20 protein-coding genes are annotated in these 14507 nt (G+C 65.2%); 7 read left to right on the top strand and 13 right to left on the bottom strand.

All coding sequences use genetic code 11. The features are described from left to right. Nucleotides 1-9 precede the first annotated feature (9 nt). The 5 genes from fliE to rpoN form a co-directional block, all read right to left on the bottom strand. Nucleotides 10-330, bottom strand: a complete 321-nt coding sequence (fliE, locus tag G3I74_RS15545) for a flagellar hook-basal body complex protein FliE (protein ID WP_164212501.1) — start codon at nt 328-330, stop codon at nt 10-12. A 41-nt stretch (nt 331-371) separates the two neighbouring features. Further along, a complete protein-coding gene (locus G3I74_RS15540) occupies nt 372-1748 on the bottom strand; it encodes a sigma-54-dependent transcriptional regulator (protein ID WP_164212500.1) in 1377 nt (458 codons plus the stop codon). Next, nucleotides 1745-2965 carry a sensor histidine kinase gene (locus G3I74_RS15535; protein WP_164212499.1) on the bottom strand — a complete coding sequence of 407 codons (1221 nt, stop codon included), beginning with the start codon at nt 2963-2965 and terminating at the stop codon, nt 1745-1747. The genes G3I74_RS15540 and G3I74_RS15535 overlap by 4 nt, the downstream gene beginning before the upstream one ends. Nucleotides 2966-3128: 163 nt before the next feature. Next, on the bottom strand, nt 3129-4223 hold the full coding sequence (locus G3I74_RS15530; protein ID WP_164212498.1) for a sigma 54-interacting transcriptional regulator: 1095 nt from the start codon (nt 4221-4223) through the stop codon (nt 3129-3131). Then, nucleotides 4220-5596 (bottom strand): RNA polymerase factor sigma-54, encoded by a 1377-nt coding sequence (rpoN, locus tag G3I74_RS15525; protein WP_239056937.1) that lies wholly within the window; start codon nt 5594-5596, stop codon nt 4220-4222. The genes G3I74_RS15530 and rpoN overlap by 4 nt, the downstream gene beginning before the upstream one ends. A gap of 68 nt (nt 5597-5664) precedes the next feature. On the opposite strand from rpoN, the gene G3I74_RS15775 reads away from it, so the two are divergent. Beyond that, nucleotides 5665-5898: a hypothetical protein gene (locus G3I74_RS15775; RefSeq protein ID WP_203594802.1), complete on the top strand. Its 234-nt coding sequence runs from the start codon at nt 5665-5667 to the stop codon at nt 5896-5898. Between the two features lie 66 nt (nt 5899-5964). Here G3I74_RS15775 and G3I74_RS15520 read toward each other — a convergent pair whose 3' ends face one another. From G3I74_RS15520 to G3I74_RS15510, 3 genes are read right to left on the bottom strand one after another with little or no spacing between them, the layout of a single operon-like run. Next, complete coding sequence (locus tag G3I74_RS15520) at nt 5965-6510, bottom strand: PilZ domain-containing protein (protein ID WP_164212497.1); 546 nt, start codon at nt 6508-6510, stop codon at nt 5965-5967. After that, nucleotides 6503-6997, bottom strand: a complete 495-nt coding sequence (locus tag G3I74_RS15515) for a hypothetical protein (protein ID WP_164212496.1) — start codon at nt 6995-6997, stop codon at nt 6503-6505. The genes G3I74_RS15520 and G3I74_RS15515 overlap by 8 nt, the downstream gene beginning before the upstream one ends. Next, on the bottom strand, nt 6994-7293 hold the full coding sequence (locus G3I74_RS15510; RefSeq protein WP_164212495.1) for a nucleotidyltransferase domain-containing protein: 300 nt from the start codon (nt 7291-7293) through the stop codon (nt 6994-6996). The genes G3I74_RS15515 and G3I74_RS15510 overlap by 4 nt, the downstream gene beginning before the upstream one ends. A gap of 84 nt (nt 7294-7377) precedes the next feature. On the opposite strand from G3I74_RS15510, the gene G3I74_RS15505 reads away from it, so the two are divergent. From G3I74_RS15505 to G3I74_RS15480, 6 genes are all read left to right on the top strand, one after another. Beyond that, on the top strand, nt 7378-7629 hold the full coding sequence (locus G3I74_RS15505) for an AbrB/MazE/SpoVT family DNA-binding domain-containing protein (RefSeq protein WP_164212494.1): 252 nt from the start codon (nt 7378-7380) through the stop codon (nt 7627-7629). Beyond that, nucleotides 7626-7964, top strand: coding sequence for a type II toxin-antitoxin system PemK/MazF family toxin (locus G3I74_RS15500; protein ID WP_338063124.1), 339 nt, complete (start codon nt 7626-7628; stop codon nt 7962-7964). Before G3I74_RS15505 ends, G3I74_RS15500 begins: the two co-directional genes overlap by 4 nt. Before the next feature lie 93 nt (nt 7965-8057). Further along, a complete protein-coding gene (locus G3I74_RS15495) occupies nt 8058-8300 on the top strand; it encodes an antitoxin (protein WP_164212492.1) in 243 nt (80 codons plus the stop codon). Then, nucleotides 8297-8716, top strand: coding sequence for a PIN domain-containing protein (locus G3I74_RS15490; RefSeq protein WP_164212491.1), 420 nt, complete (start codon nt 8297-8299; stop codon nt 8714-8716). Before G3I74_RS15495 ends, G3I74_RS15490 begins: the two co-directional genes overlap by 4 nt. A 79-nt stretch (nt 8717-8795) precedes the next feature. Then, complete coding sequence (locus G3I74_RS15485) at nt 8796-9074, top strand: BrnT family toxin (RefSeq protein ID WP_164212490.1); 279 nt, start codon at nt 8796-8798, stop codon at nt 9072-9074. Further along, complete coding sequence (locus G3I74_RS15480) at nt 9071-9346, top strand: CopG family antitoxin (RefSeq protein ID WP_164212489.1); 276 nt, start codon at nt 9071-9073, stop codon at nt 9344-9346. Before G3I74_RS15485 ends, G3I74_RS15480 begins: the two co-directional genes overlap by 4 nt. 19 nt (nt 9347-9365) lie before the next feature. Here G3I74_RS15480 and G3I74_RS15475 read toward each other — a convergent pair whose 3' ends face one another. From G3I74_RS15475 to G3I74_RS16140, 5 genes are all read right to left on the bottom strand, one after another. Then, entirely contained in the window at nt 9366-9695 is a 330-nt protein-coding gene (locus tag G3I74_RS15475; RefSeq protein ID WP_164212488.1) for a flagellar protein FliT, read from the bottom strand. Between the two features lie 311 nt (nt 9696-10006). Next, on the bottom strand, nt 10007-10414 hold the full coding sequence (gene fliS / locus G3I74_RS15470; RefSeq protein ID WP_164212487.1) for a flagellar export chaperone FliS: 408 nt from the start codon (nt 10412-10414) through the stop codon (nt 10007-10009). Nucleotides 10415-10486: 72 nt separating this feature from the next. After that, nucleotides 10487-11869, bottom strand: a complete 1383-nt coding sequence (gene fliD, locus G3I74_RS15465; protein ID WP_164212486.1) for a flagellar filament capping protein FliD — start codon at nt 11867-11869, stop codon at nt 10487-10489. A 62-nt stretch (nt 11870-11931) separates the two neighbouring features. Next, complete coding sequence (locus tag G3I74_RS15460; RefSeq protein ID WP_164212485.1) at nt 11932-12324, bottom strand: flagellar protein FlaG; 393 nt, start codon at nt 12322-12324, stop codon at nt 11932-11934. A gap of 111 nt (nt 12325-12435) precedes the next feature. Next, nucleotides 12436-14229, bottom strand: coding sequence for a flagellin N-terminal helical domain-containing protein (locus G3I74_RS16140; protein ID WP_164212484.1), 1794 nt, complete (start codon nt 14227-14229; stop codon nt 12436-12438). Nucleotides 14230-14507: the final 278 nt, after the last annotated feature.

Below are 14507 nucleotides of genomic sequence, written 5' to 3'. Positions count from 1 at the left end.
CAGTGCCGGTCAGATCGGCATACGCCGAATTTCATTGTACGCCTCGACCAGTTTGTTGCGCACCTCGACCATGGCTTCGAACGAGACCCGCGACTTCTGCATCGCGATCATCACGCTGGTCAGGTCGGTATCGGGATCGCCGCTGGAGAACGAAGTCGACAGCTCGCCGGCCACGCTCTGGTTCTCTGCCACCTTGTTGATGGACTGGTGCAGCAGGTCGGAAAAACGGTTCTGCTCGGCCGCCGGCGCCGCCTGCTCGGGCGTCCCGCCGGCCTGCACCTGCAGCGCCCGCATCTGGGCCAGTACTTGCTGGATGGCCATGTCACTCATCGCAAATCGCTCCTGAAAAAATCAACCGCGAAAATCACCGGCTACCGGGCTTCTGCAAACTTCGGGCCAGCCTCGCCCGGTATCTCGACGCCGGCCTCGCGCAGGCGTGAGAGCTTGTAGCGCAGCGTGCGCGGGCTGATGCCCAGCCGCCGCGCCGCCTTGCCGCGGTGGCCGCGCTCGGCTTCAAGCGCGGCGACAATGGCGCTGGACTCGCGCTCGGCGACGGTTTCCTCCAGCGTGCGCGCATCCGTCGGGCCGGGCTCGGACTGCTGCCCGCCGGGCTCGGCCTGCTCGAAAAACAGCTCGCCGGGACCGATCTCACGGCCCTCGCCCAGCAGCACCAGCGCCCGCTGCACCACGTTTTCCAGCTCGCGCACGTTGCCCGGCCACGGATGCGCGGCCAGCGCCTGGCCGGCCGCCGTCGACAGCACCGGCGGGGCGCCCTTGCCGCGCCAGTGGCGGGCAATCGCGCGCTCGGCCAGGGCGCGGATATCGCCCGGGCGCTCGGCCAGGCGCGGCAGGTCCAGCGGAAACACGTTCAGGCGGTAGTACAGGTCCTCGCGGAATCGTCCTTCGGCGACCGCGGCCTTCAAATCCACGTTGGTGGTGGCGATCACGCGCACGTCCAGGTCCACGGTCTGGTTGCTGCCCAGGCGCTGCAGTTCGCGCTCCTGGAGCACGCGCAACAGCTTGGCCTGCAGCCCGGGCTCCATTTCCGAGATCTCGTCGAGCAGCAGGGTGCCGCCCTGGGCAGCCTCGAACTTGCCGGTGCGTGCCCTGGTCGCGCCGGTAAACGCGCCCTTGTCGTGGCCGAACAGCTCTGCCTCCAGCATGGACTCCGGAATCGCCGCACAGTTCAGGGCCACGAAGGGTTTTTGCGCGCGCGGCGAGTGGCGGTGAATATAGCGCGCGTAGGCCTCCTTGCCGCTGCCCGACGGGCCGGTCAGCAGGACCGTGACCTCGCTTTCGGCCACTCTGCGGGCCAGTGCGGCCAGGGTGCGCGAGCGCGGATCCTCGGCCACCAGCTCGGCGGTCGCCGCCGGCTGCTCGGCAAAGCGCCGCGCCAGGGCGATCAGGTCGGCCGCCTCGACCGGTTTGACCAGGTAGTTCATCGCCCCCTCGCGGATGGCCTGGACGGCCTGCGGCACCGAGCCGAAGGCCGTCATCAGCACCACCGGCACGTCGGGGTGGGCCTGGCGCAGGCGGCCGAGCAGCTCCAGCCCGGTCCACGGCTGCATCTGGATATCGGAAATGACCAGCCCGGCCGGGCTGTCGGTGAGCGCATCCATCGCCGCCGGGCCGTCGGCGACCGCCGTGACCCGGAAGCCTTCCAGCTCCAGGGTATCGGCCAGCGCCTCGCGCAGCGGCTCGTCGTCCTCGACCAGCAGAATGGAAAAATCGGTTCTGGAATTGCTCATGCCATGGCCTCCGATGCTTGTTCAACGCGGCGCCCGACCAGCGGCAGGCGCAGCACGAAGCGCGCGCCCGGGCTTGACGCCTGTTTTGACGATTGTCTTGACGAGTGTCTTGACGATTCAGACAGGCGCAGGTTGCCGCCGTGGGCCTCGGCCACCGAAGCCGCCACCGCCAGGCCCAGCCCGGTGCCGCCGGGACGGCCGGACACAAACGGCTCGAACAGGCGCCCGGCGAGCTCGTCCGGCACGCCGGGGCCGTCATCGATCACCCAGATCTCCACCGCCGAAGCGCCGCTCAGGCGCAGTTGCACGGTCACCGCAACGCCGGGCCCGCCGGCGTTCCAGGCGTTTTCGACCAGGTTGCACAGCGCGCCCAGCAGGGCCTGGGCGTCGCCCTGGATCACGCCACGCACGCCGCCGTGGTCGATCTTCAGGCGCGAACCCTCCGGCACCGTGCCGGCCAGGGTCTCGTCGAGGCGCCCGAGCAGGTCCGCCAGCGCCACCGGATCGGACTGGCGGCAGCCGCCGCGCACGAAACCCAGCATGTCGCGGGTCATGCGCTCCAGATCGCGCAGCCGACCCAGCAGGCGCTCGCCGAAGCGCTCGCGCTGCTCAGTGTCGAGTTCGCGGGTGGTCAGGTGATCGGCGTAGAGCAGTGCAGCCGACAGCGGGGTGCGGACCTGGTGGGCCAGGCGCGCGGCCATCTCGCCCATCGCCGCCAGGCGCCGATTCTGGTCCAGCTCGGCGGCCAGGCGGCGCTGCTCGGTCACATCGGTCAAAAGAATGATGGTCTCGCCGCGATCGGCCACGCGGCTGCGCGCCACCGTCAACTGGGTGCGCCCGGCCACGGTCAGCTCGCTGCCGTCGTCGCTCAAATCCAGGTCGGTCTCGGCCAGCACCTCGTCCCAGCGGCTGCCGTCCAGTGCCCGCCCCAGCCATTCCCGGGCCGGAGCGTTGGACTGGCGGATGGCGCCGCTGCGGTCGAGCACCACCACCCCGCCGGGCAGCGAGTCCAGCAGGGCCGCCAGGCGCTCGGCCAGGCGCTCTTTCTCGGCCCGCTGGCGCTCTTTCTCGCGGCGTGAACGGGCCAGCTCCTCGGCCAGCCCCGCCGCGCGCTGCTCGAGGTCGCGATACGCGCCCGAGAGCTGCTCGGAGAGCTGATTGAAGGCAGCAAACGCCGATTCCAGCCGCGCCTGGTCTGATTCCGGATGTTTCGTCATGGGTTGGTGCCCGATGAATCCGGGGGAGAAGCGGCAAAATTTGTGCCACCCGGTGCCGTAAGCCGGCAACTCGACCGCAGATGCAGCAAGACTCACGCCGCCAGCAAGCAACGACCAGCCGATTTTTATCCGCGTTAATCTGCGTTCATCTGCGGTAAAAAAATCAGTCCAGCCCGTACTTCCGGATCTTTTCGACCAACGTCGTGCGCCGCAAACCCAGCATTTCCGCTGCATGGGCGACGGTGTGGTCGGTGCGCTCCAGCGCCTGGCGGATCAGGCTGGACTCGATGTTGGCCAGATACGCCTTGAGGTCGACGCCCTCGGCCGGCAACCCGGGCAGGCTGCGTTCTTCGAAGGGGATCACGGGCGCCTCGCGGCCGGTCAGCTCGGCCAGGTCCTCTTCGGGCTCGGGGATGCGCTCGCGGTCGGGCCGGTAGCGCCCGGGCAGGTCGTCGACCTTGACCTCGCGGCCGTTGCTGACGATGGTCATGCGCTCGACCAGGTTGGCCAGCTCGCGCACGTTGCCCGGCCACGGATAGCCGGCCAGGGCGGCCAGGGCGCCGGCGGAAAAGCGCACCTGCCCCACCCCGCGCCGGGCCATGTCGGCGCAGAAGTGATCGACCAGGACCGGCAGATCGTCGATGCGCTCGGCCAGCGGCGGGATCTGGATCGGAAAGACGTTCAAGCGGTAGTAGAGGTCTTCGCGGAACACGCCGTCGTCGATCCGGCGCTCGATATCGCGGTGGGTGGCGGCGATCACGCGCACGTTGCATCTGAGGGTCTCGCTGCTGCCGACGCGCTCGAACGAGCGCTCCTGCAGCACCCGCAACAGCTTGACCTGCATCCCCACCGGCATGTCGCCGATCTCGTCGAGGAACAGCGTCCCGCCCTCGGCCAGCTCGAAGCGGCCGCGGCGCCGGGTCAGCGCGCCGGTAAACGCGCCCTTTTCGTGGCCGAACAGCTCGCTTTCCAGCAGCTCGCCGGGGATGGCGCCGCAGTTGACCGGCACGAACGGCCGCCGCGCGCGCTCGGACACCGCATGCACGGCCTGGGCGACCAGCTCCTTGCCGGTGCCGGACTCGCCCAGGATGAGCACGCTGGTATCGAAGTTCGCGACCTGACCGATCAGCTGCTTGACCTGGCGCATGCCGCGCGAGTCGCCAACCAGCCCGGCGGTGGCCGAGTCCGGCGGCGGGTCGGCGGCAAAGCCCGGTCCGCCGGGCTCGTCTTCCATCGGGATTTCGATCGACCCGCTCATGCCACCCGGCGGGCCTCGTCGCGGGCGGCCGCCGCCTGGCGCTCGGCCAGCGGCGGAATGCCCAGCGAATCGCGGTACTTGGCGACCGTGCGCCGGGCGATGCGCACGCCTTTTTCGGCCAGCAGACGGGCGATCTCGCTGTCGCTGAGCGGCTGGGCCGGGTTCTCGCTCTCGACCAGGGTGCGCGTCAGCGCCCGAACCGCCGTCGACGAGCAGCGCCCGCCGCCGCTGGTGGCCAGGCGGCTGGAGAAGAAGTACTTGAGCTCGAAGCTGCCGCGCGGGGTGTGGATGAACTTCTGGGTGGTCACGCGCGAGACCGTGGACTCGTGCATCTCCACGGCTTCGGCGATGTCGCTCAACACCATCGGCCGCATGGCGATATCGCCGTGGTCGAGGAAACCGCGCTGGTGGCGCACGATCGCGCCGGCGACTTTGAGCAGGGTCTCGTTGCGCATCTGCAGGCTTTTGACCAGCCAGCGCGCTTCCTGCAGCTGGGTCTGCATGACGGCATGCCCGGCCGCGGCCCCGCCCTGGCCCATCATCGACTCATAAGTGCGGTTGACCCGCACCCGCGGCAGCAGCTCGGGGTTGAGCTCGACCACCCAGCGGCCCTCGCGCCGGCTGACCAGCACGTCGGGGACGATGTAGGCGGTCTCGGCCGGCGCCATCACCGCGCCGGGGTTGGGGTGCAGCGAGCGCAGCAGGTCGAGCGCGTCGGCCACGCCGGACGGCTCGCAGCCCAGACGCTCGGCCAGGCGGTCGACGTCGGCCTCGGCCAGCAGGGCCAGGTCCTGCCCGATCAGGCGCTCGGCCAGGCCGCGACAGCCGACGCTCAAGCCCGGATCGAGCACCTTGAGCTGGGTCAGCAGGCACTCCTGCAGGCCGACCGCGCCGCAGCCGACCGGGTCCAGGTGCATCACCCGGGCCCGAACCGCTTCGAACTCATCCCGGCTCACGTCCTCGTCGGCCAGCACCTCGAGCAGGTCGGCGCGGCTTTCGGCCAGGTAGCCGTTGGCGTTGAGCGCGTCGATGATGACCGCGGCGATCATGCGGTCGCGCGCGCTGATCTCGCTCATGTCCAGCTGCCAGGCCAGGTGATCGGTCAGGCTGGTGCCGGGCGCGGCCTGCTCGCGCGCCTCGTGCTCTTCCGGGCGCGACAGCGCGGGGGTGGGGCCGGACACCGGCAGCTCGGCGCTGATCGGGCCGGTCTCGGCGGGCTCTTCCTGCTCGAGGAAAACGTTGGTCTCCAGGGCCTCGCGCAGCTCGCCCTCCAGCTCCATGGAAGACAGCTGCAACAGCCGGATGGCCTGCTGCAGCTGCGGTGTGACCGTCAGTTGCTGTCCCTGTCGAAGCTGTAAGCCCGCGTGCATCATGATCTGCTCCCTCGCGTCAGTTTATCGACAGCCCGCTGTCGTCGTGCCGAAATTGCGTCACCCAGGTCATGGCGGTCAAGATAATAGAACTTTTCCAGAAAGTAAACACAAACTATCGTTTTAGAAGCATTTTTGATCCGGATCAAATCCTGGCTTCGCGACCTTGCCCGGCTGGTGCGCCGTCGGTCGGGCGGTATTCCATCAGCGCCGCCACCGGGCACAAGGTCACGGTAGCAAAATTTATGCCGGGTGCAGGCGCGGACCGTTATCCGGCAACCGGGCAGCGACCCGTCAACCCCTGATCCCTCCCCGGCCCGCCCCGATCGCGCAAGACCGCCGGCGGCGGCGGATCAGAACGCTGAGGCGATCTACCCGTGCGCGCGGCGGCTACGCTGCTCGGCGATCATGCGCCGGTGGTGGCGGAAAACCAGCTGATCCAGCGCATCGCGCAGCCGCCCGCTCATCGCCAGAGGCTGGAAGCACACCCAGCGCCGGTTCTCCGTGTCCCGGCGCTCGGCCGTGATTTTTCCCGGCAGCGTCAGCGGCTCGGGCACGGACGCGTGCAGCCGCAGGCTGAGCCTGCCCGCCTGGCCGGGCGCGGCCTCTTCGGCCGGGGCCACGAACTCGATCTCCTCCACCGCCAGCCGCACCCGCCGCGTCGGCCCGCTCTCGCGCTGCTCGGCCAGCAACCGCCCGACCATGTCGACCAGCAAGTCCAGCCGGGCGTTGAGACGCTCGATTTCCTGGTACAGCTCGGGCTGCTCCTCACGCAGGCGGTGCGACGCACCCTCCTCCACCGCGGCCACACCCTGCAGCACCGCAACGTTGCCGGCCTCCAGCCGATCCATCTCGCGCTCATCGGCCCCTTCATCGGCCTCCCAGATCGCGACCAGACGGTCTTCATAGTCAATCATGCCGCCCTCCTAGCCAATCCCGTTCGCGGACTTCGGCAAGCATACGGTCCGCCGCATTCAGCAAGGTCAGCACACGCGCGTGGCCGGTCTGAAGCGCAAGAGCCAGTACCTCGGCATCTTCGATGTACTCGTGAACCATGCGGTTGCGCAACTTTCGAATCGCCATCCATTCCTCGCTGGACTCGATCCAGCCCAGCTTTTCAGCCACATCCAGCCTGTCCACCAGCGTCCGGCGCTCTTCACCGACAGCCGCGAGAAGCGCCGGCAACAATTTGTCACCGAGCGTATCCTGCAGACGACTGAAGCGGGCGACAAACGCATCAACGCGCTCTGCAAGTTCCGAGTCTTCCTCAAGCAGGCCGGCTTTCTGCGCCGTAAAGGGTTCGGCAAAAAGCCGCTCATCGGTCGCTTTCAGATTGCGCCGCTCGCCGTTGACGACCCGGACCAAAAAAGCCAGACGCTCAAGATCGCGGGCGTCCAGATTCATAACGCAATGCCCTCACGACGCGCAATGCGGTGAATCGGCTGTTCCCTGATGCCCGGGGCCTGGACTAGCACATCGACCCGCCGCCCCTGCATGCTGCGAGACACCCGGGCCGACAAGCGCGCGGCCAGCCAGGTCTCGTCTTCGATCGGGCTGTCGGCTTCGACCAGCAAATCCACATCCCCGCCGCGCTTGCGGTCATCCGTGCGCGACCCAAACAGCCGCACGCGCGCGGCCTCACCGAAAATCTCGGCGGTCGCCTGCTTGATGGTATGGATCTGTTCGCTGGTCAGCCGCATGCGCTCAATTGTAGAGCAGCGCGCCAGGGCTTGCGACGGTGATCAGACGTATCTACAATGTGCCTACATCACGAGGTGAGAAACATGAAAACCAAACTGATCGCCATCGGCAACTCGAAAGGCGTGCGTATTCCAGCCGCGATGATCCGCGAGGCCGGACTGGAGTACGAGCTCGACCTGCGGGTCGAACAGGACGGCCTGAAAATCAGACCCGCCCGACACCTGCGCGAGGGTTGGGACGATGCGTTCGCCGCGGCGGCTGGCGAGAGCGCCGATGCGCTGCTGATCGATGACACCCTGGCCAACGATTTCGACGAACAGGCGTGGCAGTGGTGAACCCGTCGCGGCCGGAAATCACGCGCTACGAGATCTACCTGATCAACCTCAACCCGACAACCGGCTCGGAAATCCGAAAGACCCGCCCCTGCGTCGTCATTTCACCCGACGAGATGAACCGGCATCTCAACACCGTCGTCATCGCTCCCTTGACCTCCACCCGTCGCAACTACCCCAGCCGGATCGACCTGAGCTTCCAGGGCCAGAAAGGCCAGATCGTGCTGGATCAGATCAGAGCCGTCGACCAATCCCGCCTGGTCAAGCGCCTGGGAGCCCTGACCGAAAGCCGGGCCAGAGCAATCGCAAGCACGCTGACAGAGATGTTCGCCTTCTGAGCCTGCTGATGGAACCCCGCTCGGTAAAGCAACTTGAAAACCTGTTAAGCTTGGCATATGCTACGCCATATGTTTATTTAATAGAGTTTGGCCATGTCGATATCGCAAAGAAATGTCCGCCTGTTCCGCAACGGGCGCAATCAGGCGCTGCGGATTCCGCGCGAGTTCGAAATCGACGGCGACGAAGCCATTGTGCACAAGGAGGGCGACCGGCTCATTATCGAACCCGTGCGCCGCGGCAAGCTGCTGGCCGTACTGTCGACGCTCGAACCGCTGGAAGACACTTTCCCGGACATCGATGAGGATCTGCAAGCGCTGGACGAAGACCTGTTGTGAGCGGCCGTCGGCGATATCTGCTGGACACCAACATGCTGTCCGACCTGGTTAAAAATCCCGGCGGCAGCGTCGCTGGGCACATCACCAGAGTCGGCGAAAAGAGCATTTGCACCAGCCTGATCGCAGCCGCCGAACTGCGCTACGGTGCGGCGAAATCGCAATCCGGAAAAATTACCGATCGGCTGGATCTTGTGCTGTCGGCCATTGACATCCTGCCACTGGAAGCACCCACCGACCACCACTATGCCGAGACTCGTCATCATCTGACCAGCCGCGGGACTCCGATCGGCCCGAACGACCTGCTGATCGCAGCCCAGGCCCTCGCCGAGGGCCTCGTCGTGGTGACGGCAAACGTCTCGGAATTCGGCCGCATCCCCGGCCTGGCGCTGGAAAACTGGCTGGATGCGACTTCATAAGGCACGCCCTACCTTGAACTTGCCAACTGAGAACCTGCAAAGTATGCTCAACGTAAGTACAGCGTCATAATCGCTTGATTTGAAGAAGATCAACTGGAATCCGGACAAGAACAAACAGCTGCAGTCTGAACGCGGAATCCGGTTTGAGGACGTGTTGCTCCACCTCCTGACCGACGACATTCTGGATACATTTGATCATCCGAAGCCATCGCGATATCCAGACCAGAAAATCCATGCAATTCGACTGGAGGACTACGTCTATCTTGTGCCGTTTATCGAAACTGAAGACGAGGTTTTCCTGAAGACCATCATTCCAAGCCGCAAAGCGACCAAACAGTATCAGGACCGCAAAAAATGAGCCATCTTGATCAGGAAGAGCGCGATATTCTTGAGGCCTACGAACAGGGAAAGCTCAAGCGATCGAAAAATGCTGAAGACATTCAGCAGCGGCATGCCACCTATGCCGAAGCGACCGTGCGCAAGGATCAGCGCATTAGCATTCGGCTACCCAGCAAGGACTTACGTGCCCTGCAGAAAAAAGCTCTAAGCGAGGGTATTCCGTATCAGACGCTGATCGGGAGCATTCTGCACAAATATGCCGAGGGCAGGCTTCAGGAGGTCGAAAACTAATTCGCCGACAGCCAGGGCTTCAGGCCTCTTCTGCCGTATCCATATACGCCCTGACCCCGCGGGCGCCGGCGCGGGCCTCACCCAGTTCGCTGGCCAGCTGGTCGCGCAGGGCGGCGAGCACGCTCAACAGTTCCTTGTCGGCATCCAGCAGTTCGCGCAGTTGTTCGGCCACCTGCTCGTCGCCGGCCGGTTCGGGGCCGTCGTCGAACAGGGCGACGACCCGGCGGTGGCGCTCGGCGGCCAGCTCGCCGGCGGCTTCCAGGTCGGCGTTTTGAACGCACTCGCGCATCTCGCGGCCCAGGGCGCGGATGTGGTCGAGTTCCGGCGGTGGCGTGGCGCTGGCGTTCATGGGTGCTGCAGGGTTAGGTGGGGTGCCGGTGGGAGGCTGGAGGTCCCGGCGCTTCGGCCGGGACGACAGAACGCTGGTGTCATGCCGCCAACACCGCCTGCCATGCCGGCAGCATGAACTGTCATGCCGCCAACACCGCCTGTCATGCCGGCAGCATGAACTGTCATGCCGCCAACACCGCCTGTCATGCCGGGCTTGACCCGGCATCTCCAGCCCGAACGCAGCCTGCTTAAACAAAGTGCCGCGTCAACACTGGAGGTCCCGGCGCTTCGGCCGGGACGACAAGGGGTTGTTGCCAGCAACCTCATGGCTTAAGCCGGCCGGGCGCCCTGCACTTCGCGCTGCTCGGGCGGGATCGCGTTCCAGCCCTCGGCCAGCTGGGCCAGCAGGTCGTGGACTTCTTTCATCATCGTGGTGTCGTTGCGGAAGTTGGCCTCGGTGATGCGGCGGATCATGTACTCGTACAGGTCGTCCAGGCGCTGCGAGAGGGTGCCGTCTCCGGCTTCCATGTCGAGGCTGTCGCGCAGCTGGTCGACGATGGCGGCGGCGCGCGACAGGCACTCGCCTTTCTTGGCGACTTCACCGCGCACGCAGTGGCCGATGGCGCGCGACATGCGGTCGATGGCGCCCTGGTAGAGCATGGCCACCAGGCGGTGGGGGCTGGTTTCTTCGGCGCCGATGGCGGCGTTCTGGTTGTAGGCGTTGATGTTGGCGTTCATGGGCGTGGGAATCCTCTGGCTGAATCCGTTGTCGGTGCGGTATTAATCAGGACGAGGCGGCCGGCGCGAGCGCTATGACCGCCCGCCCTGCAGGTTGGCAAACTGCTGCTCGATGAAACTGCTGGTCTGGTTCAGCTCGGCGACCAGCGAATCCAGCGCGGAAAACTGCCGCACCAGGCGCTCTTCGGTCCGCTCCAGCCGGGCCTCCAGGGCCTCGCGCTGGCGACCGATATCGTCAATACGGTTCTGCAGGTTCTCGGTCTGGCCTTCGAGCAGGCTGTTGGAACCGACCACCTGCGACAGGTAGCTGTTCAGCCGCCCGCCGACGCCGTTTTCGCCGCCAAACAGTTCTTCCAGCGCCTGTGGGCGCTGGTCGATGACCTCGTTCAAGCGGCCCTCGTCGATGCGCAGCGCGCCGCCTTCGGCGGTGGTGATGCCGATGCCGGCCAGGGTGTTGGCGCCCAGCGCGGCGCCCGGCACCGCCTCGGTCAGTTCGCGGCGAACCTGCGAGGCAATCGCACGCACCGTGGCGTTACCCTGCAGCGGGCCGGCGACTTCGGTTTCCGGGTCGTAGCTGGCCACGCCGTTCAACACGTCGTTGAGCGCGTTGTAGCGGTCGACGAAGGTGCGCACCTGCTCCAGCGTCGCCGAGCGGTTTTCGTTGATGCTCAGCGAGGTGGTGGGTACGTTCAGCTCGCCTTCGGCCACCCCGGCGGAGACCCCGGCCAGGTCGATGGTGACCCCGTCGATGGCCCCATCGATGCGGTTGGAGCTGCTGTTGACGGTAAAGCCGTCGATTTCCACCTCGGCGTCGGCGGCCTCGGTCAGCACGGCAAAGCCGGAAACGAGTGTATCCAGACCCCCATCGCCACCGCTGGCGGTCAAGTTGATAGCATTCTCGGCGCCGGTATCGCGTCCGGTCAGGATCAGGCGTGCGCCGCCGGCCTCGTTGATGATGCCGGCCGACACCCCGGTGTTGTCGGTAGCACGATTGATCGCGTCGCGAATCCCGCCCAGGGTGTTGTTGTCCTGGTCGACGTTGATGCTGAACGCGTCATCGCCGACGGTAAAGTTGAGCGTGCCGGTGCCGACCTCGGCCGAAGCACCGTCGGCAAACGCCGCGCTGGCGCGCTTGTCGGCCTGGGCCAGGCCCAGCACGCGGATATCGAAGCGCCCGGGTGGTGTGCCCTCTTCGACCGTGGCGGTAAACAGGCTTTCATCCCCGCTGACGGCCTGGCGCTGGGCCAGCCCCGTGCCATTTTCCAGGCCACTGGCGGCATCGCGCAGCCCCGACAGGGCGCCGGAGAACAGGCCCAAGGCCGACAGCTGGGTCTCGAAGCGTTCTTCGCGGGTGTTCAGGCGGTTTTCAACGGGTTCCCGCTCGGCCTGCAACAGCTGCTCGACCAGCGAGTTCAGGTCCAGGCCGGAGCCGGTGCCCAGTGCAGAAATGGCCATATCAATCCTCGATTACGCTCGGTTCTTGCGGTTGTCGATCCAGTCTACGCGGGATGCAAAGCTCATGCCCGCAGGTCCAGCAACAGCGGATCGCCGTCGGCCAGCACCTCGGACAGACGCTGCACCTCTTCGGACGGAATCGAACGCACCAGCTCGCCGGTGTCGCTGTTGGTTACCAGGATGACCACACGATCGTCCTGTCGTTCCACCTGGAACTCCAGCGCCCGACCGATCTGGCTCGAATATTCGCTGATCTGCTCACCGACGCGTTCCAGCACTTCCTCCAGGTCCACCCGCTGCACCTCGTCCGGCGCGGCGGCCGGTGGGGCGGCAGACGGCGGCTGGGGGGCATTGCCCGAAACCGACGGCGGGGAGGCAGCGGGCTGGCGCGGCGCGGTCTCGACCAGCGAGGTCGAAGCCGGCGGCACCCGGGTCATGGAAATACTGTTATCCATCACGCCCTACTCCTAAAAAACCTATTCCAGAAAAGCTTTCCTGCAAGCGAAAAGGGGCCGGACGTTGTCCGCCCGGCCCCGTTACCTTGCTCTAGTTGTCGATCAAGCGGCTTACTGCAACAGGGCCAGCACGTTCTGCGGCTGGACGTTGGCCTGCGACAGCACCGAGATACCGGCCTGCTGCAGGATCTGAACCCTGGTCAGGTTGGCCGTTTCAGCGGCGAAGTCGGCGTCGAGGATGCGCGACCGCGAGGCTTGCAGGTTCTCGGTCGTGGTCGTCAGGTTCTCGATCGTTGACTCGAACCGGTTCTGGATCGCACCGAAGGTGGAGCGCAGCTCGGAGACCGACGACAGCGCCGCATCGACACGTGCAATGGCGTTGTTGGCATTGTCCACGCTGCTCACCGAGGTATCCGCCAAAGCGGTCGCGGTATCGACCGCGAACTCGGTGGTGCCATCGAACACGTTTTCAGAGTCACCGGCAATCGTGATGGCTTCACCAGACGTGATGGTCAGTTCGTTGTCAGCATTCAACAAGGCGGTGCCATTGCTGCCCAACGCCGTGTTGACCGCATCGACGAAGCTTTGGACCGTTGTGAAGGTGTTGTCTTCAACTTCGATCGCGTCGTTGTCGCCGAACTGAATGGTCAGGCCGGAAGTCGTCAGTTCAGCTGCCGGGTCACCATCGGCGCCGTCTACGGAGGTGCCCGCGGCGTCATCAAACAGGGCTGCACCAACGCCGCTAAGGGCCGAAATGACAGGCGCTGACTCAGCTGAGCCTGTGGCAACCGTCGAAATTGCGATGCCGCTACCATCGACACTGACCGAATAAGTACCCGCCGCGGCTGTTTCCAGTTGCGCACCGATGTCATCGGCAATGGCTTGCAGGGTGGCGTTGTCTGTGGCGTCACCATCGAGCGTTATCGCGTTGCCATCCACCTCAAAGCTGATGGTGCCGAGCGTCCCGGGTGAACCCGTGCCCGTGTCGAAAGCTGCATTAGCAATTACGGCACTCTGGTTGTCTACCACAACGGCTTCCGCTGACAAAGTATCCGTAAAAGTCAGAACCCCGGTATCCTCTGTAACCGTGACTACACCCGCCCCAAAGGCGGTGTCTAACTGGCCTTGAATTTCGGTAACTAAGCCACCGATGGTGCTAACATCGCTAGTGAGCGAAATCTCCTCACCATTTACGTCAAACGTCACATTGTTTGCGCCGAAGTCAAATTCGGTGATTGCGGCGTCGGTTTCAAAAGAGCCGCCGGTTCCCGCTGAACTCAGATCCACGCCGACCAATGAACTGACATCCCCCGTGGTGAAAGAGGCTGCCGTGTCGTCGGTGCCTTCATTGATCAAAGTCGTCAAATCAACCGAAGAAGCCGTAGCAACCGAACCGATATCACTGCTACGAACGCTGGACTCAAGATCCAGAGCGATGGTTTGACCGACGTTGGCGCCGACCTGGAACAGGGCGTTGCCGAAGGTGCCGTCGAGCACGTTGCGGCCGTTGAACGAGGTCTGACCGGCGATCCGGTCGATTTCGTTCAGGCGCTGGGTCACTTCCTGCTGCAGGGTGGCGCGATCGGTGTCGGAGTTGGTGGCGTTGACCGACTGCACGGCCAGTTCACGAACGCGCTGCAGGTTTTCGGTCACCGTGGCCAGCGCGGCTTCACCGGTCTGGGCCAGCGAGATGCCGTCGTTGGAGTTGCGGATGGCCTGGTTCAGACCACGGATCTGGGTGGTGAACCGCTCGGAAATGGCAAGGCCGGCGGCGTCGTCCTTGGCCGAGTTGATGCGCAGACCGGAAGACAGGCGCTGCAGCGACGTGGCCAGCTCGCTCTGGGAGGTCTGCAGGTTCCGCTGAGCGGTCAGCGAAAGTACGTTGGTGTTAATGACCTGGGACATGGTGTGCTCCTTTGTCGTCCAGACTGCTTCAGTTTGATTTTGACTCCCGCGGCGATCGCCTGCAAGCCCCTGATTTGGTTAACTTCCGGTGACCGGACTCCCGGCCTGGGGCTCAAGCGCACTCGCTGCGTTCACTGACATTAGCGGTTCGGGGAGCGGAAACTTTAGAGAAAATTTCAGAACTTTTCGAAGAAAATCAGCGCCTGTGACGCCCGTCTCGTTTCGCGCCCGGCTTTGGGGGTGGCTGGGCGGACGGCAAACTTGCGCCTTGACGGACG

Source organism: Wenzhouxiangella limi (assembly GCF_010499265.1).
GTDB classification, from domain to species: Bacteria; Pseudomonadota; Gammaproteobacteria; order Xanthomonadales; family Wenzhouxiangellaceae; genus Wenzhouxiangella; species Wenzhouxiangella limi.
Note: the sequence above shows the minus strand (reverse complement) of the source record. Positions and strands in the feature narration are given on the sequence as shown.